Annotated in this window: 24 protein-coding genes and 1 pseudogene; 19 read left to right on the forward strand and 6 right to left on the reverse strand. The window is 59.6% G+C overall.

Annotated features, from left to right (window positions below):
• Positions 1–6: 6 nt before the first annotated feature.
• Together FAY22_RS05535 and FAY22_RS05540 are read right to left on the reverse strand one after the other, a co-directional pair.
• On the reverse strand, positions 7–240 hold the full coding sequence (locus tag FAY22_RS05535; protein ID WP_146329291.1) for a hypothetical protein: 234 nt from the start codon (positions 238–240) through the stop codon (positions 7–9).
• 101 nt (positions 241–341) lie between these two features.
• Entirely contained in the window at positions 342–620 is a 279-nt protein-coding gene (locus FAY22_RS05540) for a hypothetical protein (RefSeq protein WP_040039597.1), read from the reverse strand.
• Positions 621–921: 301 nt separating this feature from the next.
• Between FAY22_RS05540 and FAY22_RS05545 the strand changes: the two are divergent.
• The 11 genes and pseudogenes from FAY22_RS05545 (at position 922) to FAY22_RS05595 (ending at position 16417) form a co-directional block, all read left to right on the forward strand.
• A pseudogene (locus FAY22_RS05545) lies at positions 922–1946 on the forward strand (SDR family oxidoreductase).
• 49 nt (positions 1947–1995) lie between these two features.
• Positions 1996–2388: a TraR/DksA family transcriptional regulator gene (locus FAY22_RS05550; RefSeq protein WP_146329292.1), complete on the forward strand. Its 393-nt coding sequence runs from the start codon at positions 1996–1998 to the stop codon at positions 2386–2388.
• A gap of 119 nt (positions 2389–2507) precedes the next feature.
• Positions 2508–3518, forward strand: coding sequence for an adenosine deaminase (locus FAY22_RS05555; protein WP_371417361.1), 1011 nt, complete (start codon positions 2508–2510; stop codon positions 3516–3518).
• 105 nt (positions 3519–3623) lie between these two features.
• The gene (locus FAY22_RS05560) at positions 3624–4208 is read left to right on the forward strand and encodes a DUF4126 domain-containing protein (protein WP_146329294.1); all 585 of its coding nucleotides are present in this window, start codon (positions 3624–3626) and stop codon (positions 4206–4208) included.
• Between the two features lie 36 nt (positions 4209–4244).
• Positions 4245–6746: an ABC transporter permease gene (locus FAY22_RS05565; RefSeq protein WP_146329295.1), complete on the forward strand. Its 2502-nt coding sequence runs from the start codon at positions 4245–4247 to the stop codon at positions 6744–6746.
• Positions 6747–7402: 656 nt separating this feature from the next.
• Positions 7403–8485: a polysaccharide biosynthesis/export family protein gene (locus tag FAY22_RS05570; protein WP_146329296.1), complete on the forward strand. Its 1083-nt coding sequence runs from the start codon at positions 7403–7405 to the stop codon at positions 8483–8485.
• A 139-nt stretch (positions 8486–8624) separates the two neighbouring features.
• On the forward strand, positions 8625–10892 hold the full coding sequence (locus FAY22_RS05575) for a polysaccharide biosynthesis tyrosine autokinase (RefSeq protein ID WP_146329297.1): 2268 nt from the start codon (positions 8625–8627) through the stop codon (positions 10890–10892).
• 127 nt (positions 10893–11019) lie between these two features.
• Complete coding sequence (locus FAY22_RS05580) at positions 11020–12396, forward strand: phosphomannomutase/phosphoglucomutase (RefSeq protein WP_146329298.1); 1377 nt, start codon at positions 11020–11022, stop codon at positions 12394–12396.
• A gap of 477 nt (positions 12397–12873) precedes the next feature.
• On the forward strand, positions 12874–14520 hold the full coding sequence (locus FAY22_RS05585) for an FAD-dependent oxidoreductase (protein WP_146329299.1): 1647 nt from the start codon (positions 12874–12876) through the stop codon (positions 14518–14520).
• 13 nt (positions 14521–14533) lie between these two features.
• Positions 14534–15556 (forward strand): UDP-glucose 4-epimerase GalE, encoded by a 1023-nt coding sequence (gene galE / locus FAY22_RS05590; protein WP_146329300.1) that lies wholly within the window; start codon positions 14534–14536, stop codon positions 15554–15556.
• Between the two features lie 63 nt (positions 15557–15619).
• Positions 15620–16417 carry a polysaccharide deacetylase family protein gene (locus tag FAY22_RS05595; protein ID WP_146329301.1) on the forward strand — a complete coding sequence of 266 codons (798 nt, stop codon included), beginning with the start codon at positions 15620–15622 and terminating at the stop codon, positions 16415–16417.
• Positions 16418–17017: 600 nt separating this feature from the next.
• Here the strand turns inward: FAY22_RS05595 and FAY22_RS22530 are convergent.
• A complete protein-coding gene (locus tag FAY22_RS22530; protein WP_256377359.1) occupies positions 17018–17152 on the reverse strand; it encodes a hypothetical protein in 135 nt (44 codons plus the stop codon).
• 32 nt (positions 17153–17184) lie between these two features.
• On the opposite strand from FAY22_RS22530, the gene FAY22_RS05605 reads away from it, so the two are divergent.
• Both FAY22_RS05605 and FAY22_RS05610 read left to right on the forward strand, forming a co-directional pair.
• Positions 17185–17862, forward strand: coding sequence for a family 16 glycosylhydrolase (locus FAY22_RS05605; RefSeq protein ID WP_246860665.1), 678 nt, complete (start codon positions 17185–17187; stop codon positions 17860–17862).
• 575 nt (positions 17863–18437) lie between these two features.
• Positions 18438–19139 (forward strand): family 16 glycosylhydrolase, encoded by a 702-nt coding sequence (locus tag FAY22_RS05610; RefSeq protein WP_146329303.1) that lies wholly within the window; start codon positions 18438–18440, stop codon positions 19137–19139.
• A 197-nt stretch (positions 19140–19336) separates the two neighbouring features.
• Here the strand turns inward: FAY22_RS05610 and FAY22_RS21950 are convergent, their stop codons facing one another.
• Positions 19337–19774, reverse strand: a complete 438-nt coding sequence (locus FAY22_RS21950) for a hypothetical protein (RefSeq protein WP_168204715.1) — start codon at positions 19772–19774, stop codon at positions 19337–19339.
• Between the two features lie 41 nt (positions 19775–19815).
• Between FAY22_RS21950 and FAY22_RS05615 the strand changes: the two genes are divergently transcribed.
• Together FAY22_RS05615 and FAY22_RS05620 are read left to right on the forward strand one after the other, a co-directional pair.
• Complete coding sequence (locus FAY22_RS05615) at positions 19816–20487, forward strand: family 16 glycosylhydrolase (protein WP_146333265.1); 672 nt, start codon at positions 19816–19818, stop codon at positions 20485–20487.
• Between the two features lie 324 nt (positions 20488–20811).
• Positions 20812–21567 carry a methyltransferase domain-containing protein gene (locus FAY22_RS05620; RefSeq protein WP_146329304.1) on the forward strand — a complete coding sequence of 252 codons (756 nt, stop codon included), beginning with the start codon at positions 20812–20814 and terminating at the stop codon, positions 21565–21567.
• 26 nt (positions 21568–21593) lie between these two features.
• On the opposite strand, the gene FAY22_RS05625 is transcribed toward FAY22_RS05620, so the two are convergent.
• Both FAY22_RS05625 and FAY22_RS22295 read right to left on the reverse strand, forming a co-directional pair.
• Positions 21594–21785, reverse strand: coding sequence for a hypothetical protein (locus tag FAY22_RS05625; RefSeq protein WP_146329305.1), 192 nt, complete (start codon positions 21783–21785; stop codon positions 21594–21596).
• Positions 21786–21835: 50 nt separating this feature from the next.
• Positions 21836–22048, reverse strand: coding sequence for a hypothetical protein (locus FAY22_RS22295; protein WP_246860666.1), 213 nt, complete (start codon positions 22046–22048; stop codon positions 21836–21838).
• A 1-nt stretch (position 22049) separates the two neighbouring features.
• Here FAY22_RS22295 and FAY22_RS05630 point away from each other — a divergent pair, with 1 nt between their 5' ends.
• From FAY22_RS05630 to FAY22_RS05645, 4 genes are all read left to right on the forward strand, one after another.
• A complete protein-coding gene (locus FAY22_RS05630) occupies positions 22050–22787 on the forward strand; it encodes a family 16 glycosylhydrolase (RefSeq protein WP_246860667.1) in 738 nt (245 codons plus the stop codon).
• Positions 22788–23129: 342 nt separating this feature from the next.
• On the forward strand, positions 23130–23912 hold the full coding sequence (locus FAY22_RS05635) for a family 16 glycosylhydrolase (protein ID WP_246860668.1): 783 nt from the start codon (positions 23130–23132) through the stop codon (positions 23910–23912).
• Positions 23913–24229: 317 nt separating this feature from the next.
• Entirely contained in the window at positions 24230–25351 is a 1122-nt protein-coding gene (locus tag FAY22_RS05640) for a glycosyltransferase (protein ID WP_246860669.1), read from the forward strand.
• Positions 25352–25577: 226 nt separating this feature from the next.
• The gene (locus FAY22_RS05645; protein WP_246860670.1) at positions 25578–26288 is read left to right on the forward strand and encodes a polysaccharide deacetylase family protein; all 711 of its coding nucleotides are present in this window, start codon (positions 25578–25580) and stop codon (positions 26286–26288) included.
• Positions 26289–26361 lie beyond the last annotated feature (73 nt).

The raw sequence follows: 26361 nt of genomic DNA on the forward strand, positions 1-26361 counted from the left end.
CTGCCGCTACAGGTTTCCCTTTTCAAGCAGCGTGTTGCCGACACGTCGCGCCATGTCGATCGCTTCCTCGTAGCTGGGCAGCGGCTCGTCGCCGGCATGGTGCTTGTCCAGCACGCATTTGAAATCCTGCGCGGCATCATCGAACTTGTGAATGGAGACGTAGGCGTCCCAGCCGCGCGTGCCCGAAAGCTCGTGAGCGATCAGGTGAAGCTGGTATTTTCCGACCGTTTCGATTTGCATCGCCATCTCTCCGCATCGATAAAGTACCCGCAAATCCTAGCAGCGATGCCCATGCCACTATTGAGGACCATCATGGCATTGTCCGCGCAAGGCGGGAGCGTTCAGCCTTTCAGGTAGCGCTTGACGCCGCGCTTCTTGAGCACTTCTCCCCAGGATTCGATGCGGTAAATCTCGCCGCTCTTGTGCAGCACGACGCCGAACTGCTCGCGCAGTTTGGCCATGTCGGCATCGATCGTTTCCTTGTCGTGGCTGGTGAGGTCGGCGATGGCGGATGCGGTCGGTCGTTCGAGCAGATCGACCGCCGACAACAGCACGAACAATCGGCGCGCATCGTTCTCCGGATAAAGCGGTACACCGAATTGATTTCTAGCAAAGGGCATGCACTGCCTCCTTTCCTTCGGTACGCGAAACTGTCTGCGATAGGGATGCGCCGTTTTTTGCCATCAAGCGCACCACAGACTGCGAATGCGCCTCGCATGCGAACGATTTTAGAACGTAACACGGCGCTTTGCATGCCATTGCCCGCATACGGGAGCACTCCCGTGCAGCGTGAAAAAACGCGCACGGCAACGGTAAAAATTTCAGCACGCGACGAAAGCGCGTGTACTTTGCATGGAATGCAACCGAATTTTCAACCAGGCACGCTTTTCGCTGAACGTAACGTTGGAAAGGAGTGTCCGGATGAAATTTCGACTAAAAAAATTGCAGGAACAAGTCATCGTCATTACCGGCGCCACCAGCGGCATCGGGCTGACGACCGCGCGGCGTGCCGTCGGGCGCGGAGCCAGAGTGGTGCTGGTGGCGCGCAATGAGGATGCGTTGAAGCAACTTACCTTTGAATTGGTGAAACAGGGAGGCGAAGTCATCCACGTGGTGGCCGACGTCGGCATCGAGGAGGACGTGCGCAAGGTGGCGCAGGCGGCGATCCAGCGTTTCGGTGGTTTCGATACCTGGGTCAACAACGCCGGCATTTCGATTTTCGGACGGGTCGAGGATGTGTCGCTGGAGGACCAGCGCAAGCTGTTCCAGACCAACTTCTGGGGGTGGTGCACGGTTCGCTGGTCGCCGTCGAGCACCTGAAGCAGCGCGGCGGCGGCGCGATCATCAACCTGGGCAGCGAAGTGTCGGACCGCGCCATGCCGCTGCAGGGCGCCTATTCCGCTTCCAAGCACGCGGTCAAGGGCTTCACCGATTCGCTGCGCTCGGAGCTGGAGGCGGAAGAGGTGCCCATTGCCGTCACGCTGATCAAGCCGGCGGCGATCGACACGATGTTTGTAGAGCATGCGAAGAATTACCTGGAAGTCGAGCCGAAGCTGCCGTCGCCGATTTACGCACCGGAAATCGCGGCCGACGCCATTCTGTACGCCGCCGAGAATTTCAAGCGCGATATCTTCGTTGGCGGGGCGGCCAAGCTGGTCTCGTCCTCGGCCCACTATGCGCCGCGCGTGGTGGACGGGTACATCAGGCGCTTCTTGCTGGGGCAGCAAAAGTCCGACATGCCGGCGCGCGACCGCAGCCAGAACAGCCTCTATTCGCCCGGCAGCGATTTGCAGGAGCGCCAGGGGCAGCGCGGCCACGTCTTCGAATCGAGCTTGTATACCCAGGCGGTGCTGCATCCCAGGACCTCCTGGGCCTTGATGTTTGGCCTCGGTCTTGCTCTTGCCGCATGGTTGCGCATGCGCGACCAGCCGGAGTCGCTGGCCTGACATTCCTGGCCCGGGCCGGCGTGGCACTTTATTTTTTGGGAGGCATGTCATGGCATATCTGAGTGACGAACAACTTGCTCATCTGAAGCAGTTGCTGGACGAGCGCGAACAGGTGTTGCGCGCCGACCTGCTGCGCGAAGTCAACGAGAAGGACGAGTACATGGAGGTGGCGACCGAGATACCGGACCCGGGGGACTCGTCTTTCGCCAATCTCGCGGTTGACCTTGGCAATGCGGCGGTCACCCGCGACCTGACCGAGCTGCGGGCGGTCGAGGCGGCGCGGCGGCGCATGGAAAACGGGGTTTACGGCGTGTGCGTGAGCTGTGAATCGGAAATTCCCTATGAGCGGCTGAAGGTGCAGCCGACCGCCGAACGTTGCGCGCCATGCCAGGAACACTACGAAAAAACCCATGGCGATGCATTGCGCGGCAACACGATGTGAAGACCGGGCCGGCGCCCGCGTGCGGCCTGTTTTTCTTTGGGTGCAGTGATGCCGCTGCCGTGCTGTTGATCGTACAATTCCAGCATTTGTCGCGTCACATATAGCACTCAGGGAGAATCATGGACGACTCACTACGCAACCTGCTGCAGGAAATGCCCAAGGCGGAGCTGCACATTCATATCGAGGGCTCGCTGGAGCCGGAGCTGATCTTCGCGCTGGCCGAGCGCAACGGCGTTGCATTGCGTTATGCCTCGGTAGAGGAGTTGCGCCGCGCCTACGCGTTCACCGATCTGCAATCGTTTCTGGACATTTATTACGCCGGGGCGAGCGTGCTGCTGCACGAGCAGGATTTCTACGACATGACCTGGGCCTATCTGCAACGCGCGCACGCCGACAACGTCAGGCACGCGGAAATCTTCTTCGATCCGCAGACCCATACCGAGCGCGGCGTCGCGTTTGCCACGGTCATCGACGGCATCCACCGTGCGCTCGAGGATGCGAAGCGCCAGTGGGGCATGAGCGGCGCGCTGATCATGTGCTTTTTGCGCCATTTGCCGGAAGAGGATGCGCTGGCCATGCTGGAACAGGCCATTCCGCATCGCGCCAAGTTCATCGGCGTCGGCCTGGATTCGTCGGAGCGCGGCCATCCGCCGGAAAAATTCGCACGGGTGTTTGCGCGCTGCAAGGAGCTCGGACTGCACCTGGTGGCGCACGCGGGCGAAGAGGGCCCTCCGGACTACATCCGTTCCGCGCTCGACGTATTGCAGGTGGAGCGCATCGACCACGGCGTGCGCTGCCTGGAAGACGCCGCGCTGACCCGGCGCCTGGCGGAGCAGCGCGTACCGCTGACCGTTTGCCCGCTGTCGAATATCAAGCTGCGCGTCTTCGACCGGCTGGCGGATCATAACCTGCTGAAGCTGCTGGAAGCCGGTCTGCTGGTGACCGTCAATTCCGACGACCCCGCGTATTTCGGCGGGTACGTCAATGACAATTTCCTGCGCATGTTCGAGGCCTTGCCGCTCGGGCGGGAACAGGCGCGCCAGCTGGCGCGCAACAGCTTCGTCGCATCGTTCCTGGACGAGGCGGCCAAGCGCAAATTGCTGGAGGAGGTCGATGCCTGCTTTGCGTAGCGCATTCCTTTAGGGCGTGCCCTGCGGCGCGAGGCATTGACGGGAGAACCATGATGATGGAAGCCGCATTTCCCGTGGCGCGGATCGTGCCGGACCCGGACATCCATGGCTGATCCGCTGTCCGCCGCGGCGCTGGCCGGCGGCCTGTCCTGGGCCAGCGGCATCCGGCTCTACATGACGCTGTTTGCCGCCGGCTGGCTGGGCCGAGCCGGCTGGCTCGATCTGCCCCCGGCCCTGCAGCCGCTCGAATCGCCCTGGGTCATCGCGGTCACCGGCGTTCTTCTGGTCGTCGAGTTCCTGGCAGATAAGGTGCCCGGCGTGGATTCGGTCTGGGACGCGGTCCATACATTCATCCGCATTCCCGCCGGCGCGATTCTCGGCGCCGCCACGCTCGGCCACATGGCGCCGGAATGGACCGCCGCGGCCGCGCTCCTGGGCGGAACGCTTGCCGCCGGCGCGCATGCCACCAAGGCCGGCAGCCGCGCGCTGATCAATACCTCGCCCGAGCCGTTTTCCAACTGGACCGCGTCGGTCGTGGAAGACGTGAGCGTGGCCGGCGGGCTGTGGGCGGCGTTTTTCCACCCCTGGATCCTGATCGCGTTTCTTGCGGTATTCTTCCTTGTCGCATTGTGGCTGCTACCCAAGCTGTGGCGCGGGCTGCGCTGGCTGTTGCGCAGGCTGAGCGCATAGCGTATCGCTGCCTCAACAAGAAAGAAAACACATTCCATGCTGTTGCAATCGTTGCGAATGACCCGGCGCGACTGGCGCGCGGGCGAATTGCGATTCCTGCTGGCCGCGCTGGTCGTCGCGGTGGCGTCGCTTTCCTCGGTCGGCTTTTTCGTCGACCGCATGCGCGCCGGGCTCAATCGGGATGCCCATCAACTGCTTGGCGCCGACCTGGTAATCAATGCGGACCAGCCGGTCGCTGCGGCATGGCGCGCGCAGGCGCTGCGGCGCGGCCTGCAGCTGGCCGAGACCGTCGCCTTTCCCAGCATGGCCATGGCGGGACAGGGGGAGCAGGCCGTGTCGCAGCTGGCGTCGGTCAAGGCGGTCTCGCCCGGATATCCGCTGCGCGGGCAGCTGACGCTGGCAACCGGCACGGAGGGCGCCGACGTCGCGGCGCGCGGTATCCCGCTGCCGGGCACCGTATGGGTGGATGAAAACATTCTGGCGGCCCTCGGCGTGAAAATGGGAGCTGCGCTGCAGCTGGGCGATGCCGTGTTCCGCATCGACGGCGTGATTGCGCTCGAACCCGACCGCGGCGCGTCGTTCATGAATTTCGCGCCGCGCGTGATGCTGCGCCTGTCCGATTTGCCGGCAACCAACCTGATCCAGAACGGATCGCGCGTGACCTATCGGCTGCTCGTGGCCGGCGATGCGGCGCAGGTGGCGTACTTGCGGCGCTGGCTGGGGCAGGAGATCGAGCGTGCCAACGTGAAGGGCGTGCGCCTCGAAACGCTCGAGTCCGGCCGTCCCGAGATGCAGGCGACGCTGGATCGCGCCGAACAGTTCCTGTCGCTGGTCGGCCTGCTGTCGGCCATGCTGGCCGCGGTTGCGGTGGCGATGGCGGCGCGCCGCTTCATGTTGCGCCACCTGGATGCGTGCGCCATGCTGCGCTGCCTCGGCATGACGCAAAACCAGGTGACATCGCTGTACCTGATCGAATTCGGCGCGGTCGGCCTGGCCGGCGGGGCGCTCGGTGTCGCGCTCGGTTTCGGCGCGCACTTCGCGCTGCTGGAATGGCTCGGCCCGTTGGTGAGCCGCCAGCTTCCGCCTGCCACCTTCATGCCCGCCCTGCAGGGGCTGGCGGCCGGCATGCTGCTGCTGATCGGCTTTGCGATACCGCCGATCCTGCAGCTGCGCGGCGTGCCGCACAACCGCGTCATCCGGCGCGAGCAGGATGCACCGCAAGCGATGACGCTGGCGACCTATGTGCTGGGCCTGAGTGCTTTCGTCGGCTTGCTGCTCTGGCAGTCCGGCGCGCCACGGCTTGGTCTGCTGACGGCCGGCGGCTTCCTCGGCGGGTTCGCCGTGTTTGCGGCGGTCGGATGGCTGGGCGTGAAATCGCTGCGCGCGCTGCGGTCGCGTATCGCCCATCCGGCCTGGCGCTTTGCCGTCACTGCATTGCAGCGCCGTACCGGTGCCACCGTGGTGCAGATAGTCGCGCTGTCGCTGGGGCTGATGGCCTTGCTGCTGCTGACCGTCATCCGCGGCGACTTGCTGGCGGCTTGGCGCCAGTCGACGCCGCCGGACGCGCCGAACCGGTTCGTGATCAATATCCAGCCCGACCAGAAGGACGAGATCGCGCGCCGCCTGGAGCAGGCGGGCATCGCGCATCCACTGCTGTATCCGATGATCCGCGGCCGCCTGATCCAGGTGAACGATACGCCGATCACGGGACAGACCTATGTCGAGGAGCGCGCCAGGCGGCTGGTAGACCGCGAGTTCAACCTGTCCACCATGCGCGAGTTGCCGCCGCAAAACGAGATCGTGGCCGGCCGCTGGTTTGAGGGCCGGGGCGCGCAGGCATCGGTCGAGGAGGGACTGGCGAAAACCCTGAACCTGAAGCTGGGAGACAGATTGCGCTTCGATATAGCGGGGCAGGCTGTCGAGGCCAGCGTGACCAGCCTGCGCAAGCTGGAATGGGGCTCGATGCGGGTGAATTTTTTCGTGATCCTCAATCCGGAACTGATGCGGGGCATGCCGCAGACGTGGATCACCGCGTTTCATCTTGCACCGTCGAAGTCGGCGCTCGTCCATTCCCTGACGCGCGACTTTCCGAACCTGACCGTGATCGACGTGGGCAGCGTGATCAGGCAACTGCAGGCGGTGCTCGACCAGGTGATCGCCGCGGTCGAATTCCTGTTCCTCTTTACGCTGGCGTCCGGCGTGCTGGTGCTGTATGCGGCGCTGGCCGGCTCGCAGGATGAGCGGATTCGCGAAGCGGCCCTGCTGCGAGCGCTGGGCGCGACGCGCCGCCAGTTGTCGCAGGCGCAGTGGATCGAGTTCGCGCTGGTCGGCAGCCTGGCGGGGCTGCTTGCCGCCACCGGCGCCGCCGTGGCCGGATGGGTGCTGGCGCACTACGTCTTCAATTTCGAATGGCGCTTCAGCCCGGCGGTCTGGCTGAGCGGGCTCGCGATCGGCTCGATCTGCGCATTCATCGGCGGCTGGGCCGGCTTGCGCAAGGTATTGCGCCAGCCTCCGCTGCAGTCGTTGCGCGGAAGCTGATTCCTTTCGCGCCGTTCCTGGTCTTCTGCGCGGCTTTAATCTGCATTAAAGATGCACGAGCGTGGCCGTGCTTTTCCGCAAGCCTTCTCCTGGCGTCACGCACTATATTTTCACTGTCCATGCGGCAGTCGCGCAGTGCAGCGCATCTCGTAAATTCGGTGCGGAAAATATTCCGCCGTGAGGTGCGTTTGTTCCTGCACGTCACTTCACGTCATGCGTCATGCGCGGGTAAAACAACGCATCCGCATAGGCGAAATTTCATTCGTGTTTTGCGTTGATACGTGTCAAAACAAACAACGAGTGGAAAAGTAGAGTGAACGTCAAGTAAGTCGCCGATGGGTGTGAGGCAAATGGAACACATGGCCAGAGCCGCTCCAGGCGCTGCGCCTGAAAAGAGTCCGGTTCCGTTCATCAAGAGGAGTCGCGCAACGTCTATCCCGAGTCCACGTTCACTTCATTGACATGCAGTCCGCCGAGTCGTGGACGTATTCCGATCAGATTTTCTTGCACACCGCTTGTGCCGCCAGCCTTCTTGCAGGTTCGTACTAATCACGTGGGGTAATCATATGCACTTGTATTTCGACGCATCCCTGAAACGATGGAGTGTAGTTGCACTCATACCGTTGTTTGCCGCATGCTCATCGGCCGCGCCGGGCATGCATTTCGAGCAGCAGTCGAGCGGCTATAGCGCCGGTTCCTCCGCCGCCGGGAGCGGCGACAATGCCAATGCGGTGCTCAAGCCTATCACCGTGAAACTGGTAAAGGCCGAAAAGGAATTGCGTGAAAAGCAGGCGACGCAGGATATCAGCGCGCTGATCGCCAAACCGAGCGCATACAAGATCGACAGCGGCGACGTGCTGTCGATCGTGGTCTGGGACCATCCTGAACTATCCAATAGCGCCACGACTGCGATCGCGGGCTACGGCGGCGCCGGCGCCGATGCGGCAGTGACGGCGACGACCGCGCCGCCGGCCGGATTCATGGTCGACCACGAGGGCGTCATCCAATTCCCATACGCAGGCACGCTCAAGGTATCCGGGCTGACCCAGGATCAGGCGGCCAACCTGCTCAGCTCCAAACTGTCGCGCTACCTGCGCAATCCAAAGGTCACGCTGCGCGTGCAGTCCTACCGGAGCAAACGCGTGTACGTCGATGGCGAAGTGAAGAATCCCGGCCTGCAGGCGATCAACGATATCCCGATGACCCTCGTGGAGGCGATCAATCGCGCCGGCGGTGTGCTGCCTACCGGCGACCAGAGCCAGGTCGTGGTTAACCGCAGTGGCGTCAATTACCAGGTGAACCTTCCGCAGCTCGTGCAGCGCGGCGTGAATCCATCGACCATCATGCTGCGCGACGGCGACGTGGTGCGCGTGCGCTCGCGCGACGAAAGCAAGGTATTCGTGTCGGGGGAAGTGGTGAGCCCGCGCGCGCTGCCCATGCATAACGGACGGCTGACGCTCAACGAAGCGCTGGGCGAGTCCGGCGGCGTCAATCCCCTCAGCGGCGACGGCAGCCAGATCTACGTCATTCGCAGGTCGGGGACCGATCAGATCGTCTATCAGCTCGACGGACGCTCGCCGGGAGCGCTGGCGATGGCGGAAAACTTCGAGCTGGACCCGAAGGACGTCGTGTATGTGGCTGCCACGCCGCTGGCCAACTGGCACCGCGCGATCAGCCTGATCCTCCCGAGCGCGTTGTCCGGCGCCGTGGGAGCGGTCACGCCGGCCACCAACAAGTAATTGACCGGTTCTGAACGACATGCGCCGCGTCCGCCCGGCCTGCTGGGAGCGCGGGAAACGGGCGGCGCGGCGCCGCCGCAGACAGTGCGGATCGTGCGGCGCCGGCTTATGTGCGATTTAACTCCTTTTCGATAATCCTATGACGAATCAATCCATACCCCTGTTATCCGGACCGCCGAACGTCCGCCACGACGATGAAGAAATCGGGATGGCGACCTACTTCGACATCCTGTGGGAGAACCGCTGGCTGATCGCCAGCGTCGCGTTTGTCGTGACACTGCTCGGCGCCTGCTATGCATTCCTGGCCAAGCCCGTGTACGAAGCGAACATGCTGATTCACGTCGAAGAGGAAAGTCAGAAGGAATCGAAAAACATCCTCGGCGACCTGTCCTCGATGTTCGACGTGAAAACGTCGGCGCCTTCAGAGATGGAACTGGTGCGCTCCCGCCTAGTCGTTTCGCGCGCCATCGACAACTTGCGCCTGTACATCAGCGCCGAGCCGAAGCGGTTTCCGCTGATCGGCGGCTGGCTGGCCGGCTACAACAAGCAGCTGTCGACCCCGGGTTTGCTCGGCTACGGCGGCTATGCCTGGGGGGCGGAAAAGGCCGACGTGGCCGTCTTCAATGTGCCGGACGCATTCCTGAACCGCGAGTTCGTCCTGACCGCCGAGAACGACGGGCAGTTCCGCGTTACCCAGAAGGATCAGGGGGTGGAATTCGCCGGCAAGGTCGGCGCGCCGGTCAATGTCGAAACCGCCAAGGGCCCCATCGAATTGCGCGTGGACCGATTGCAGGCCAAGCCGGGAACGCAATTCCTGCTCAATCGCGGCTCGCGCCTGGCGACGATCGAAAGCATCCAGAATTCGCTGACCGTCAATGAACAGGGCGGCAAGCAGTCGGGAATCATTGCCGCTACCCTGCAGGGATCGGATCCGAAAATGATCCATGCCGTGCTGAACGAGATCAGCAAGGAATACGTGAAGCAGAACGCCGCGCGCAAGACGGAAGAGGCGGAAAAGTCGCTGGCCTACCTGAACAAGCAGCTGCCGGAACTCAAGCAGCAGCTGGAACAGGCTGAAGCGAAGTACAACGCATTTCGCAACAGCAACGGCACCGTCGACCTGAGCGAGGAATCCAAGCTGACGCTGCAGCAGCAGTCGAACGCGAAGGTCAAAAAAATGGAACTTCAGCAAAAACGACTGGAGCTGCTGACGCGATTCACGCCGGATCATCCTCTTGTGCAGGGCATCGACAGCCAGCTGAAGGAAATCAATGCCGAAATCAATGGCATGCAGGAGCACATCAAATCGCTGCCGATGCTGGAGCAGAACCTGGTACGCCTGACCCGTGAGGTGAAGGTCAATACCGAGTTGTATACCGCGTTGCTGAACACGGCGCAGCAGCTGCGCCTGATCACCGTCGGCAAGGTCAGCAACGTGCGCCTGGTGGATGCGCCGATGCTGCCGGAAAAGCCGATCAAGCCGAATCGGCCGGTCATCCTGGCGCTGGCAGTGCTGGGCGGCTTGTTCCTCGGCGTGCTGGCGGCGTTCTTCCGCAAGTCCCTGTATGGCGGCATCGATACGCCGGAGCAGGTCGAGAAGATGGTCGGCGTGCCAGTCTACGCCACTATCCCGCACAGCAAGAAGCAGAAGGAGCTGTATCAGCAGGTCGCCGCACGGCAGCAGAAAGTTCCGCTGCTGGCCAAGGTGTCTTCCACCGACGCCGCCATTGAAAGCCTGCGCAGCTTCCGGGCGGCATTGCAATTCGCTCTGCCGCAGTTCAGGAACAATGTCGTGCTGATCACAGGCGCGACGCCGGGGATGGGCAAGTCGTTCGTGTCGGCCAATCTGGCAGCCATCATGGCGGCGACCGGGAAGCGGGTACTGCTGGTCGATGCGGACCTGCGCAACGGCTTGCTGCATCTGTATTTCGGTTTCGGACGCCAGGATGGCCTGTCGGACGCAATTGCCGGCGCACGCGCGCCGGAGCAGGTGATACACCGCGGCGTGATCGAGAACATGGACTTCATTTCGACCGGAACCTTGCCGCCGAATCCGTCCGAACTCCTACTGCGGCCGAGCTTCGGCGCCATGCTCGAGCAACTGTCCGCCGGATACGACCTGGTGCTGGTCGACGCGCCACCGATCCTGGCGGTGGCCGATACGCTGATCATCGGCTCGCATGCCGGAGCGATCTACATCACGACGCGTGCAGGCGTGACCACGCCGGGTGAGATCAACGAGTCGATGAAGCGTCTTGCCCAAGCCGGTCTGGCGGCCAAGGGCGTGCTGTTCAACGATCTCAAGGCGCGCCCGGGACGTTACGGGTACGGCTATGGGTACGGCACCTACCGCAACGGTTCCTCGGAGGGCGATGTCCCGCTGATCGAAGCGTCGGGCGCCAGATAGTCGCTCATCAATCGCGGGCCGGGCGGCAATCCGGCCCGTGATTTACCTTTGGAATAATGTGACGCGCCCATGCGGGCTTCGGCGTTGGCGCGCCTATCCTGTCATTTCCTGTCTGGCGGACGCTACCTTGTTACCTCTCTCTCAAAGCATCTTCAAAGCCTACGACATCCGCGGCATCATTGGCAAAACCCTGGACATCGGCATTGCGCGCCAGATCGGCCAAGCCTTCGGCACCGCCGCCCGCATCAAGGGCGAGCAAACCGTGGTCATCGGCCGCGACGGCCGCCTGTCCGGCCCCGAACTGGCCAAGGCCCTCGCTTCCGGCTTGCAGCGCTCCGGCATCGACGTCATCGACCTCGGCGTGGTCGCCACCCCGATGCTGTACTTCGCCACCCACGTGCTCGACGCCCAGTCCGGCATCATGGTCACCGGCAGCCACAACCCGCCCGACTACAACGGCTTCAAGATGGTGCTGGCCGGCGAAGCGATCTACGGCGACACGATCCAGGGCTTGTACCAGGCCATCGTGAAGGGCGACTTCGCCCAAGGCAACGGCAGCTATCGCTCCCACGACATCCGCCAGGCCTACATGGAACGCATCGTCAGCGACGTCAAGATGGCGCGGCCGATGAAAATCGCCATCGACTGCGGCAACGGCGTGGCCGGCGCCTTTGCCGGCGACCTGTACCGGGCATTGGGCTGCGAGGTGCGCGAATTGTTTTGCGACGTCGACGGCCATTTCCCCAATCACCATCCCGACCCGGCCCACCCGGAAAACCTGCAAGACTTGATCCGCTGCCTGACAGAAACGGATGCCGAGATCGGGCTGGCCTTCGATGGCGACGGCGACCGGCTGGGCGTGGTGACCAAGGATGGGCAAATCATTTATCCGGACCGGCAATTGATGCTGTTTGCGCAGGATGTGCTCACGCGCCATCCCGGGCGCGAGATCCTGTACGACGTCAAGTGCACGCGCCACATCGCGCCCTGGGTGCAACGGCATGGCGGAGTGCCGCTGATGTGGAAGACCGGGCATTCGCTGGTGAAGGCGAAGATGCGGGAAACCGGCGCGCCCTTGGGCGGCGAGATGAGCGGGCACCTGTTTTTCAAGGACCGCTGGTACGGCTTTGACGATGGCTTGTATGCCGGGGCGCGGCTGTTGGAATTGCTGTCGCGGGTGGCCGATCCGTCGGCGGTATTGAATGCCTTGCCGCAAGCGGTGAGCACGCCGGAGCTGCAATTGAAGCTGGAAGAGGGCGAGAACTTTGCGCTGATTGCCAAGCTGCAGAAGGAAGCGCAGTTTCCGGGGGCGCAGCGGGTGGTCACGATCGACGGCTTGCGGGTGGAGTATGCGGACGGCTTCGGGCTGGCGCGCTCGTCGAACACGACCCCGGTGGTGGTGATGCGCTTCGAGGGCGAATCGGACGAGGCGCTTCAGCGCATCCAGAATGAATTCAAGCGCGTCATCCTCGCAAGCAAGGCAAACGCTGCGCTCCCGTTCTGAGCCGCCCTGAATAGACGCGAACGGCAATGCATCTCCGTGAAATGACGGCGGACCAATTCGTTCGCCCCTGCATGGCGCGCTATGCGAGAGCGCAATCCGCATCAATACACAGCTAATACGAAATGCCGTCACTGTTGTCGCGTTTCCCAGCGCAGGGCATTTATTCGGCAAGTATGTGCCTGCGCCCGCGTGCTCCCGTGGCCGCCAATGGCTTTTTGAATTCTTCATAACGAATATCAAGATCCATCACCTGAGCATGGCCTATTTTTCTATCAGTGTCGCGAAGCGGCGCGCTCCTTCATCAGACATGAAGAAGCGCGATTTTCGTGCCGTGCAGCGTGCGGCAAAGGGGAATGCACCATGCCGGCATAGAGGGCTTCGTCACGGAAAAGCAGCTATCGAGTGCGAAGGCGCCATTCCGAAGCAGGGATGCGCGAGCGGCGGATGTGTCAGATCAACCTGGGGAAAAAAGCAATAATGTTTATCGATACTCGGCGTGTTGAGCAAGGCGCAGTCATTGAAACGACAGTCTGCATCATCGGCGGCGGCGTGGCGGGCATTACGCTGGCGATGGAACTGGACAAGAAGGGAATTGAAGTATGCCTGCTTGAAAGCGGCGGCTTCAATCCGGACGACGATACCCGCGATTTGTACCGCGGCGAGGATGTTGGCGAATGGCGCTATAACTTTGCCGATGGCAGCCGCAGCCGCTTTCTTGGGGGGAGCAGCAATTGCTGGGGCGGCTGGTGCCGTCCGCTCGATCCCTGGGACTTCGAAAAGCGCGAATGGATTGCGCACAGCGGCTGGCCTTTCGGCTTGAGCGAACTGGCGCCTTACTACGAGCGCACACATGCCCTCCTGAAGCTTGGGCCGAATAATTTCGATCCCGAATTCTGGGAGCGTTCCATCAACCGGTCCGACGTGCGCCGCATCCCGCTCGTGACGGGCAAGGTGCGCGATACGATTTCGCAATTCAGCCCGCCGGCGCGCTTCGGCAAGCTATACCGGGATACCCTGAAGCGTTCGCAGCGCGTGCGCGTGTTCCTGTATGCGAATGCGACCAACATCGATACCGATTCCAGCGGGCAGAAGGTCACCCACATCGATGTTGCGACACTAAGCGGGCGAAGGCTCAAGGTTTGCGCGAAGCTGTATGTGCTGGCTACCGGTGGAATCGAAAATGCGCGCATGCTGCTGGCCTCGAACAAGGTCCAGCGCGCCGGCCTCGGAAACGCGAACGATCTGGTCGGGCGCTTCTTCATGGATCATCCGCGCCTGTTCTCCGGCAATATCAAGTTTGCCAAGCAATGGTCGCGCAACAAGCTTTCTGATGTGAAGTACCACTACATGAATGCCGCGGTGGCGGCGCATGGTACCTGCATTGCGCATCAGTTCGCGTTGACATCGGAAACGCTACGCGAAGAAAGATTGCTCAATGCGCGCGTATGGTTTTCGTCGGTATTTCCGGGGGAGGGAAGCGAAGGCGCACAGGCTTTGTTCCGCTGCAAGCAGGCGCTGCTGAAGAAGGAACAGGCTGGATGGAAATTCAGCAAGGATCTGATGATGATGCTGTCCCACCCGGTGGATACCATGGCTTATGGATATACGCGCCTGTTCCAGCCGCGCTGGCTTATCCAGGGAGTGAAATTCCAGCTCATCGTCGAGCCGGAGCCGGACCCGAACAGCAGGGTAATGCTTTCACCATCGCAAAAAGATCAGCTCGGCATGAACCGGGTAAGGGTCGACTGGCGTCTGACATCCAATGTGCAGCGCACTTTCGACCGCACGCTGGCGATTCTTGCCGAGGACATGCGTCGCAGTGGCGTGGCCGAGGTCGAACTCGACCCGCCGATCGAGGGCCGGAAATGGCCTGCCGATCTTGAAGGCACATGGCATCACATGGGAACAACCAGGATGCATGATTCGCCCAAGCATGGCGTCGTCGACCGCCAGTGCAAGGTGCATGGCATGACGAACCTGTATGTTGCCGGTAGTTCGGTATTCCCGACGGCAGGCGCGAACTTCCCGACGATTACGCTGGCGGCTCTCGCATTCAGGTTGGCGGAGCATATCGTGGTGGAAGTCAGGAGTGCCGGTGCAAATTTTTCCATGGAGGCGGCGTGAGGCGCCGACAGCCATGAGCACCCACAAGACTATCCTCGTTACCGGGGCATCCGGCTATATCGGTTCGCATACCTGCGTCGAGCTGCTGGGTGCCGGATATTCGGTCGTTGCCCTCGATAACCTGTGCAACAGTTCTCCTGAGGCGCTCAGGCGCGTGGAAAAAATCACCGGTTGCGTCATCCCGTTCTACGAGGCGGATGTGCGGGACCGGCTGGCGCTCAATGCGCTATTGCGCACGCATCGCATCGACGCCGCCATACATTTCGCGGGCCTCAAGGCGGTCGGCGAATCGACGGCCCAACCCTTGTCCTATTTTGAAAACAATGTCGGCGGCACCGTCACCTTGCTGGAGGCATTAGGAGCTGCCGGCGTCAAGCGCTTTCTGTTCAGCTCGTCGGCCACCGTCTACGGTGATCCGGAGGAGGTGCCGATCAAGGAAACGGCGCGCCTGTCCACCACCAATCCATATGGCCGATCTAAGCTGATGGCCGAGCAGGTGTTGGAGGACCTGGGCCGGGCAGATGCATCCTGGGCCATCGGGAGGCTGCGTTATTTCAATCCCGCTGGCGCCCATCCGAGCGGCCTGATCGGCGAAGACCCGCGTGGAATGCCCAACAATCTTGTTCCATTCATTGCCCAGGTCGCCGTTGGCCGGCGCGAGTGCCTGTCGGTGTTCGGCAACGATTACCCGACACCGGATGGAACAGGGGTAAGGGACTATATCCATGTTGTCGATCTGGCGCGCGGCCATGTGGCGGCGCTGGCCGAACTGTTCCGCAGCGGTTGCAGCTTCACTCTTAACCTGGGAACCGGGCGCGGCTATAGCGTGCTTGAAATGGTGGCAGCCTTCGAACAGGCCTGCGGAAGACGGGTTCCTTACCGGATCGTAGATCGGCGGCCCGGAGATATCGCGGTGTGCTACGCGGATCCGACGCTGGCGCGGGAGGTGCTCGACTGGCAGGCAAGAAAGGGGCTGGACGAAATGTGTGCCGATCACTGGCGCTGGCAGAGCATGAACCCGACCGGCTTTCAATAGCCGGCCGCTAGCCGTTGCGGCCGTTCCCTGCCTGCTTGCTCCCTTGGTTCCGAAGGATGACACTTGAGCCTGCCGATTCCGATCCTCTTATATCATCGCATCGACAATGCGAAGTACAGTACGTCCACATCGCCCTTGCTGTTCCGGCAGCACTTGCAGTGGCTGAAGGAACGCGGCTGGCGGTCGTTGTCGGCTGATGAATTCTGTTTTGCGATGATGACTGGACGCTCGTTTCCGGCAAGATCGTTTCTGATTACATTCGACGATGGGTACGAAAGTATCAGAAGCACGGCGCTCGCTATCTTGCGCGAATTCGACTGCAAGGCAATTAGCTTCCTGTCCACCGCGTTCTTGCGCAATCCCGACGACAAATGCGTGCCGCTGTCGAATATCGAGCATCCCGAGCACTACCTGTCCTGGACACAAGCGCGCGAGCTGCAATCGAGCGGTATCGTCGATTGCCAGTCCCATAGTCATGGACACAACAATTTCACAACTTATTCGGCGGAGAAACTCAAGCAGGATCTCGCCATGTCGATGTACATGCTTGCGTCCGAATTAAGGCTGCCGAAAAGTCATTTCTCGCATCTGGCGTGGCCCTGGGGATTATCGCAACCCGCGTGGCGGGGCATCGCGACCGCTATAGGCTTCAAGTATCAATATGGGGTATCGCGCCAGTCCGCCAGAGTAAACTGTCCGCTGGACCAGATTCCCCGCACCTGTTTTGATGCAAGTTCTTTTTCCCAATTTCAACGGCAGGTATGGCTGCAATCAAGCCATGTCGCGCCCATCTGGGATCTAGCTTACCCCTTGGGGCGAAAACTGCGCCAGTTTTCGTCGCGCATCCGCAATGCCGCCTGAACATTCTTGCAAGGGCCGGCGCGGGCTACGCCACGAAATACATTCCCTTTAGAGCCATTTCAATCGGGCTATTGCAACGGAAGCCGAGCAGATCGCCTGCGGAACAATAAGCCGCACCATATAGCCGAGAGCAAACGTCCGGCACCGACAAGCCTGTCAGGCGGAATTTGGTGCAAACACATGGGCTGGCAGCAATTGAGCCAGCGGAATTTGTCTTTTGCGTTACCCGCTTATACAGATGCGCTCCTGTCACCTTCCGTTCCCACGCGCGGATGGCTCGCTACCTACACTCTTTTCAAAATATTTCCCCAAGACAGCTTCATATATAACGGTTTCACTTCATCAATAAAGTTGCATGGAACCAATTTCCACAGAAAGTACTCTCAGGAAACTCTTGCTCTTAAGAATAATCAAGAGCATTTCAATCTTGGAGACTTCACGTGGATCAATCCGTTTTTTATCGTTTTTCAATGTCGGCGCTATCATGCGCATGCGCTGCGGTCTTGCTCTCTGCTTGTGGCGGAGGCAGCGCCGAGGAGGGGGGCGACAATGCCGTAACAGCCGCCTCCGGCTTGGATCAGACGGCGGCAAGCTGGGATTTCAAGAATTTGTCACGGCAATGGAAAAAACAGAGCCCGGCACCAGCACCAGCACCAGCACCAGCACCAGCACCAGCACCAGCACCAGCTCCGGCTCCGGCTCCGGCTCCGGCTCCGGCTCCGGCTCCGGCTCCAACCGAGGTCTCGCCGTTCGGGCAAGACGCCAGTTTGTACACCTTGAGCTTCGCGGAGGAATTCAATGGAGGATTCGATTCCAGCCGCTGGAACGACCATATCTGGTATGAGAGCTCCAATCCCACCATCAACTATGCGGTGGAAAACGGCACGCTGAAAATCTGGCCGCAGCGCGACGCATCGGGCAATTTCTTCAACCGCACCATCGATACCGACGGCAAGTATGCGCAAACCTACGGCTACTTCGAGATGGAAGCCAAGCTGCCGAAGGGTAAGGGAACCTGGCCGGCGTTCTGGCTGTTTGCCCATCCTGGCGACCGCCGTCCGGAAATGGACATCATGGAAGCGTATGCCGGCGGCAACGGCTGGGGCTATACCGATGCCTCCGGCATTGCCCATCCGACGACCTACGGCGCCACCGTATGGGTCGGCGACTATGCGAACCACCAGGCCGGCTTCAAGATGTATGACAGCGGCCTCGACTTGTCCGCAGCCTTCCACAAGTATGCGGTCAAGTGGGAACCGACCAAGCAGACCTACTACTTCGACGGCAAGGAAGTACTGACGGTAAACGTGGCGATGCCCGATCCGATGTACATCATTCTCGACCTTTGGTTCGGCAGCGCCAGCGGGACGCCGGATGGGACGACGCCGACAGGCAAGACCAATTCATACGAAGTCAATTACGTGCGTGCCTGGAAGTTCAAGTAAACACCTGACATCCCGTGAAGGCGCGTCCTTCCGTCAACGGCGAGGCCGGCATCAAAAGCCGGCCTCTTTTTTTTTGCGCGACCGGTCCGGCAATGCAGCGCGCGTCGGATTAACGCCATGAAATTAACCGAATAAAACAAAAGCTAAGGCCATTTTATTGCTTCTTGGTAAATTCGCCGGGCGTTCGAATTGATGTGATGTTCGTTCAATGTTTCCCAACTGCATGCATTATGCATGTATCTACGCGGAAAAATTTCCCAAAATCTTTAAATTTCCTGGAACCATTTCTTTGACGCAAGGCTCAGAGGAGTACTTGCTGGTGAGAATTGCCGGCCCTTTTAAAAGATCAAGTGAGGAAATAAGTTTTGGTTAAATTCTCTCTCTCCCGTTTTTCCCTGTCCCTCTCCGCGTGCGCTTGCGCTGCTGCGCTGTTGACCGCATGCGGTGGCGGCGGTGGTGATCTCGCTGGTGCCGGTGCTTCTCAAGCCGCAGGTTCTCCGAACATTGCTTCTACCGCCGAGGTGAATCCCTCGTCTTCAGGCGCCACTCAACAGACTGCTCCTTCCGGCGGCGCGATGACGCCGTATGGCCAGAATGCCAGCGACTACGCGCTGACCTTCTCCGAAGAGTTCAACTCGCTGGACACCAACCTGTGGAATGACCACATGTGGTACGAGGGCTCGAACCCGACCAAGAACTATGCGGTGGAAGACGGCAAGCTGAAGATCTGGCCGCAGCGCGATGCATCCGGCAAGTTCTTCAATCGTACGCTCGATACCGACGGCAAGTACTACCAGAAGTACGGCTACTTCGAGGTGGAAGCGAAATTGCCTAAGGGTAAAGGCACCTGGCCGGCATTCTGGCTGTTCAACCACATCAATGAGCGCCGTCCTGAAATGGACATCATGGAAGCGTATGCCGGCGGTGAAGGCTGGGGCTACAAGGACGGCTCCGGCGTAGCGATCCCGAACACCTATTCGGCGACCGTCTGGGTTGGTGACTATGAAGGACATCAGGCAGGCTTCAAGATGTATAACGCCGGCATTGACCTGTCCGCAGACTTCCACAAGTACGCAGTGAAGTGGGAGCCGAACAAGCAGACTTATTACTTCGACGGCAAGGAAGTGGCAACGGTAAACATCTCCATGAACGACCCGATGTATCTCATGCTCGACCTGTGGTTCGGCAGCGCCAGCGGCACGCCGGATGATTCGACGCCGCAAGGAAAAGACAATTCCTACGAAGTCAATTACGTTCGCGCATGGAAGTTTAACTAAGCAATAAAAAGTAGTGCGGGATGCAGGCCGGGCGCCTGCTCCTTACCCGGGAAGGTATTCAAGGTCGGCATCAGTGCCGGCCTTTTTTTTTTGTCTCCATACTGCTGAACGCCAAGAAAATTTCCACTCATCTACATTCCCCACGGAACTATTTCCGAGCTGCAATGCTCAGAGGAAACGCTCACGCTTGAGAATGCTCAAGCCTGGTTCATGTGAAAGGGAAAGTATCTTGTCCAAACCATCGTTTCATCGATTCTCGATTGCCGCACTGACCTGTGCGTGCGCAACCGTATTACTGGCTGCCTGCGGAGGTTCCGGCGATAGTGGCATGGCCGCTGGCAGTGACACGTCCGCTTCGGCTCAGGCAAAGGCATCCTCTTCGGAGCAAGCCTCGGCGTCCAATACCGCAAGTGCCCCTGATTCGGGAAGCAGCACCTCGGTAACCACTGCGCAACCGACCGTGGCTGCTGTTCCGGCACCAGCACCAGCACCAGCACCAGCACCAGCACCAGCACCAGCACCAGCACCAGCACCAGCACCTGCACCTGCACCTGCACCTGCACCTGCACCTGCACCTGCACCTGCACCGGCTCCGGCTCCGGCACCGGCTCCCGCACCGGCACCGGCACCGGCACCGGCAGCAGTCGCTCCGTTTGGTCAGGATGCGAGCCAGTACATGCTGAGCTTTGACGAAGAATTCAACGATGGCTTCAACGGCAACCTGTGGAACGACCATATCTGGTACGCCGGTTCGAACGCCACCAAGAATTTCACGGTGGAAGACGGCAAGCTGAAGATCTGGCCGCAGCGTGATGCATCGGGCAACTTCTTCGATCGCACCATCGACACCGATGGCAAGTATTACCAGCAATACGGCTACTTCGAAATGGAAGCCAAGCTGCCAAAGGGCAAAGGCACCTGGCCGGCATTCTGGCTGTTCAACCACATCAACGAACGCCGTCCGGAAATGGACATCATGGAAGCGTATGCCGGCGGCAATGGCTGGGGCTATACCGATGCCTCCGGCATTGCTCATCCGAACACCTATGCCGCTACCGTATGGGTCGGCGACTATGATGGCCACCAGGCCGGCTTCAAGATGTACACCGAGGGCACGGACCTGTCGGCCGACTTCCATAAATATGCAGTGAAGTGGGAACCGGGCAAGCAGACGTACTATTTCGATGGCAAGGTCGTCACGACGGTCAACGTGAGCATGACTGATCCGATGTACATCATGCTGGACCTGTGGTTTGGCAGCGCCAGCGGCACGCCGGACAATTCGACGCCGCAGGGCAAGGACAATTCGTACGAAGTGAATTACGTCCGCGCCTGGAAATTCAAGTAAGCTCATCCACATCGATGTATCGCGGCACCTGCCTTCTTAGGTGCTTGCGCAAAGGCCAGCATGTATTGCTGGCCTTTTTTCTTGCCTCATAAAAAAACCGTTTGCGCCGATCTATCTTTCGGTGCTGCAGATTTTGCTGTCTCTCAAATACCTGATGAGTTCAAATTTTTCGAGAGCTTTTCTCTGCTATTTTTGGTTGCAATAAAAAATCAGTAACCAAGAATTACAAGTCGCTGCATCTTCAGAAAAATCCCTACGCTGTAACGTTTTTCGCTGGCATTTATTGCTAGTGACTTCTTATTTACTGCGAAGAAAGAGCCGGAGATGAAGATAAATCAATCGCAATCATTAGCTGAGCAAGAGGCAACGCAGGAAGAAACAGAACCAGCAGTGCATCAACCTACGTTGAAGGTTGTTTATGAAGCACCGAAATCGCAGAATTTTCCCATCCATAAGGTCTACAAGATTTTTCAAGACTATTTTCGGCCGAGGCGCAAAAGAGCATTCATGAAGCTTTTCCCGGAGGTCGCATCAGGCGCGCCTGTCGTGGACCTGGGAGGGACCGCGGGCTGGTGGAAGGAGGACTTTCCAGAGAGCGTAGACATATCGATCGTCAATATCGACGATGACCACCGCGAGGAAGTAACCCAAAGCGGCTTCAAATTTTTCAGGACGGATGGCAGGAGCCTGCCGTTTGCCGACAAGGAGTTCCACCTTGCCTTTTCAAATTCCGTGATTGAGCATGTGGGTGATCTAGGGGACCAAAAGCGATTCGCGCATGAAGCCATGCGATGCGGCCGCAAGCTCTATCTGCAAACACCGAACAAATGGTTTCCGGTCGAACCTCACCTGATGACCGCGTTCATTCAATGGCTGCCTTTCAAGATGTCGCGGCGCTTGCTCCGATATTTCTCCTTGTGGGGGTTGGTCGCCAAACCTTCCCAAAAGCAGATCGACGAATTTTTGCGCACGACACGCCTGCTCAGCAGGTCGGAGCTGAAACAAATCTTTCCAACCGCGCAAATTAAAGAAGAGAAATTTCTTGGCATGACAAAATCATTCATCGTGCTTATTCAATAAGGTTCGTGCCAATGTTCTCGCTCTGATCATTCGAATAGTTCTATTAAGGCAAAGAAAAGGCCGGCAGAGATGCCGGCCTTTTCTTTTTTTGCATGTCGTTTGTTTGCAACCTCGCCATTATTTTTATTGACGCCACGAAATATTTGCGACGAATTTAAATATTTCCAGGAACCATTTCTACGCAGCAATGCTCTGACGAAACTCTTGCTCTTGAGCATTTCGAGAGCCAATCGCTTAGAAAGGGGACTGTTTTGTCACGAGCATCTATTCACCGTTTTTCGATTACCACTCTGACCTGTGCCTGCGCGGCTGTACTGATCACGGCTTGCGGCGGGGGCTCCGGCGCCAGCGACGTTGCCAGCACGGCAGCTTCTGCCACGGCCTCTCCGGTTGTGGCGCAAGCAGCGGCATCCGATACGAATTCGAGCAATACTTCCTCCAGCTCTTCCGGCACCGCAACCGCCTCGCCGGCACCGAGCACGGTGACAACGCAGGCTCCCGCGCAAACCACACCTGCCGGACCGTTTGGCCAGGATGCGAGCCAGTACACGCTGAGCTTTGACGAAGAATTCAACGATGGCTTCAACGGCAACCTGTGGAACGACCATATCTGGTACGCCGGTTCGAACGCCACCAAGAATTTCACGGTGGAAGACGGCAAGCTGAAGATCTGGCCGCAGCGTGATGCATCGGGCAACTTCTTCGATCGCACCATCGACACCGATGGCAAGTATTACCAGCAATACGGCTACTTCGAAATGGAAGCCAAGCTGCCAAAGGGCAAAGGCACCTGGCCGGCATTCTGGCTGTTCAACCACATCAACGAACGCCGTCCGGAAATGGACATCATGGAAGCGTATGCCGGCGGCAATGGCTGGGGCTATACCGATGCCTCCGGCATTGCTCATCCGAACACCTATGCCGCTACCGTATGGGTCGGCGACTATGATGGCCACCAGGCCGGCTTCAAGATGTACACCGAGGGCACGGACCTGTCGGCCGACTTCCATAAATATGCAGTGAAGTGGGAACCGGGCAAGCAGACGTACTACTTCGATGGCAAGGTCGTCACGACGGTCAACGTGAGCATGACTGATCCGATGTACATCATGCTGGACCTGTGGTTTGGCAGCGCCAGCGGTACGCCGGACAATTCGACGCCGCAGGGCAAGGACAATTCGTACGAAGTGAATTACGTCCGCGCCTGGAAATTCAAGTAAGCTCATGTACCGAACCGAAAGGGCATCAGCGTCGGTTCGAATAAAGTTCTTCGAAGGCCAGCAATGCTGGCCTTTTTTTATGGGCAAGAAACTCGTACGGCCGGGCAGGGGCACATTTCATTGCAATTGAGCATAATCAATCACGGCTAATGTGAAACCGGAAATGATCGTGCATATTGCCCACTTTTACTTTCCCTCATGCCCGTACCGTGCTGCGCATGCCTCGCCATCGTTCTCGGAACTTGCGGACCTTTCGCCGGCGTCGACAGTCGCTGGCACTTGCCTTCCCTAGCGCATGGCGCACCCTTTGCCATGCTGTCGCAGATGGCCGGGGCAGATCTCATGCCAGTCTCCTCCAGGAAAAAAAGAGAGCCGGGCTCGCAGGCTGAAGGCAAAGGTGCGTCGAAATCGCTCGCGCCCTACGGCCAGAACCCGGATGGCTACATACTGACATTTGCGGAAGAGTTCGACCATTTCAACAGCCGCCGGTGGAATGACCATATCTGGTATGAGCGTTCCAATCCGACCAAAAACTATGCCGTTGAAAACGGGGTATTGAAGATCTGGCCGCAGCGAGATGCGGCCGGGCAGTTTTTCAACCGGACCCTGGATACTGATGGCAAGTATCAGCAGACTTATGGCTACTTCGAGATGGAAGCGAAGCTGCCGCGCGGACGCGGCGTGTGGCCTGCCTTCTGGCTGTTTGCCCATCCCGGCGAGCGCCGTCCCGAAATCGACATCATGGAAGCCTATCCGGCTGGAGAGGGCTGGGGTTTCATGGACCGCAGCGGCATGTACCGGCCCAACGTGTATGCCGCCACGGTCTGGCCCGGCGATGGCAGGTCGAACGCCGAAGGCAAGGCGGCCGGCTTCGTGATGTATGAAACCCACACGGATCTCTCGGCCGGCTTTCACAAGTACGCGGTGAAATGGGAGCCGCACAGGCAAACGTTTTATTTCGACGGCAAGCCGACCATGACAGTGCATATCAGCATGGCCGATCCGATGTACATCATCCTCGACCTCTGGTTCGGCGGCGCCTCCGGTCTTCCGGATGACACTACGCCGCAGGGGAAAGACAACGCCTTCGAAGTCAACTATGTGCGGGCATGGAAGTTCAAGTAAGCTGCTGCGGGAAGGTGTGCAGCGCGCATGAGCCGGCGCAACTGCCGGCATAAATCCAGTTCCACCTATGACATGCGTCATCTGTAGTCTGGATATCCTCTCCTACACTGCTTGGTGAACGACGCTCATCCTCACAGGAGTAACTGATGCTGCACGCAAAAACGGCGGCGGTCGCCAATGGCTTGCGGATATCTCGACTTTCCTCGTTGCCGGCTTCCTGGAATGATGCGTGCCGGCGATAACGCCCATTCCTTTGCCGTTCCGGTTCGTTTCCGACATGCATAGTCCAGTCAGTCACTATCAAGCGAGACCTATCGATGCTGAGAATTGCCCTTGTCACCAATACGCCGCCGCCTTACCGTGTTCCTGTTTTTCGCCGGCTCGGGAACATGCCCGATATCGCCTTTCAAGCAATTTTCTGCTCGCGGCGCGAACCGAACCGCCAGTGGGACTTGCCGCCGCTCGATTTCGATCATGTCTTTCTGCGCGAACGCTTCGTCACTGTCAGCGGGCGCTACATCCACAATAATCCGGACGTGATTTCAGCGCTACAGCGCTTTGCGCCCGATGTCGTCATTACCGACGGCTTCAATCCCACGCACTTGTACGCCTTTGCTTATGCCTGGGTAAAAGGGCTGCCGCACCTCGCGATGACTGACGGCACGGATATTTCCGAGCAAAGCTTGAGCCGGCTGCACAAAGCCGTGCGCCGCTTCGTTTATGCCCGCTCCAGCGCGTTCATGCCGGCCAGCGTCGGCGGTCAGCGGCATTACGAGAGTTACGGCATTCCCGCAGAGCGCTGTTTTACGTCCTGCCTGTGCATCGACAACAAGGCCTTCATGCCGGAGCCGGACCAGCAAAAGCGCTTCGACTTCCTCTTTTCCGGCCGCATCGAGGAGGTCAAGAATCCCTTGTTCGCCGTGCGGGTGGCGGCAGAAGCCGCCAAGCGGCTGGGACGGAAGGTCAGCATCCTGTTCGTCGGCTCCGGCAGCCTGCAGGAAAGCGTGCGCGCCGCCGTGAGCGCTGACAAAGACCTGCTGGAAGCGACCTTCCACGGCTTTGCCGCGCAGCGTGAGTTGCCTGGACTGTATCGTTCGGCCCGGCTTTTCCTGTTCCCGACCTTGTGGGACCCATGGGGCGTGGTCGCCAACGAAGCTTGCGCGGCCGGGTTGCCGGTACTGGTATCGCCCGCCGCCGGCGTGTGCGGTGAGCTGGTGCGCAACGGAGAAAACGGTTTCATTTGCGAATTGGACGTGAATGCATGGGCGGAAAAGGCCGCGCTGCTGCTGTCGCGCCAGGACGTCTGGAACGACTTTTCGCGCCGCAGCCTGTATCTCGTCGGTGAATATACCTACGACCACGCCGCCGACGGCATTGCCCAGGCTTGCCGATTCTCCCTCTCCGTAGGAGAACCGGTCAAAGTCAAGATGCCGGTGTGATGTGGCGTGCTGCTGGTGACTGTCAATGCGACGCATGCGTCGCAGCCGGCGCGCGGCCTGCTCCCGAAGGGCGAGCTCGCGCTTTCCATGAATTGAATAATCGCAGCGGAAGACATGAACGGCGTCACGCCGGCACTGTAACTCCGACGCATGACAAGAACGACAGACCGGGGCCATGATGGGACTTGTATTTACGTGTTCAATCGACGACGGCCACCCGTTGGACATGAAAACGGCGGAACTGCTGGATAAGCATGGCTTGCAAGGAACCTTCTTCGTGCCGATCAAGAATCGGGAAGGGTCCAACGTCATGTCTCGCCAGAGCCTGCTCACACTGGCACGCCGTTTCGAAATCGGATCGCATACCCATGACCACTACTATCTGAAGAACCTGGATGTGCGGCGCACGTACTACCAGATCGCGGAGGGGAAAAAGCAGCTGGAGGATATGCTCGGCGCGGAAGTGACGGGATTCTGCTACCCCGGGGGAAAGTATCGTCACAAGGATGTCGACCTCGTCAGGGCTTGCGGCTTCCGGTACGCGCGCACCACGGTCAACCTATGCCTCGATCCCGGGAAACAACCTTTCGAAATGCCCACCACCGTCCAGTTCTATCCGCACGAGCGTAGCGTGTACGTACGTAACTTTGTCAAATCGGGCCACTGGTTGCGGCGCTGCGGGCCCTTGTTCTATGTAATGCAATCGGAAAACTGGATCGAGCGACTGTATGGCCTGTTCGATTACGCATGCGAACATGGCTCGGCGTTTCACTTGTGGGGGCATTCCAAGCAGATCGACGAGCTGCAAGCCTGGCAGGAACTTGACGCATTCTTTTCTTATGTGTCCGGAAAAGTTGCTTTACCAGAACGCCTGACCAACAGCCAGCTCGCGCAGCGGGCCTTTGGCCCCGCAATGCTGATGGATTGCCGAGCCTGATCGCTACTGCGCATGTCCTGCAACCAATGATGCTCGGCTCCGCCGTGTCGGAGCCGTACCCGCCGTCTTCCTC

This window comes from Noviherbaspirillum sp. UKPF54, from assembly GCF_007874125.1.
GTDB lineage: Bacteria > Pseudomonadota > Gammaproteobacteria > Burkholderiales > Burkholderiaceae_D > Noviherbaspirillum.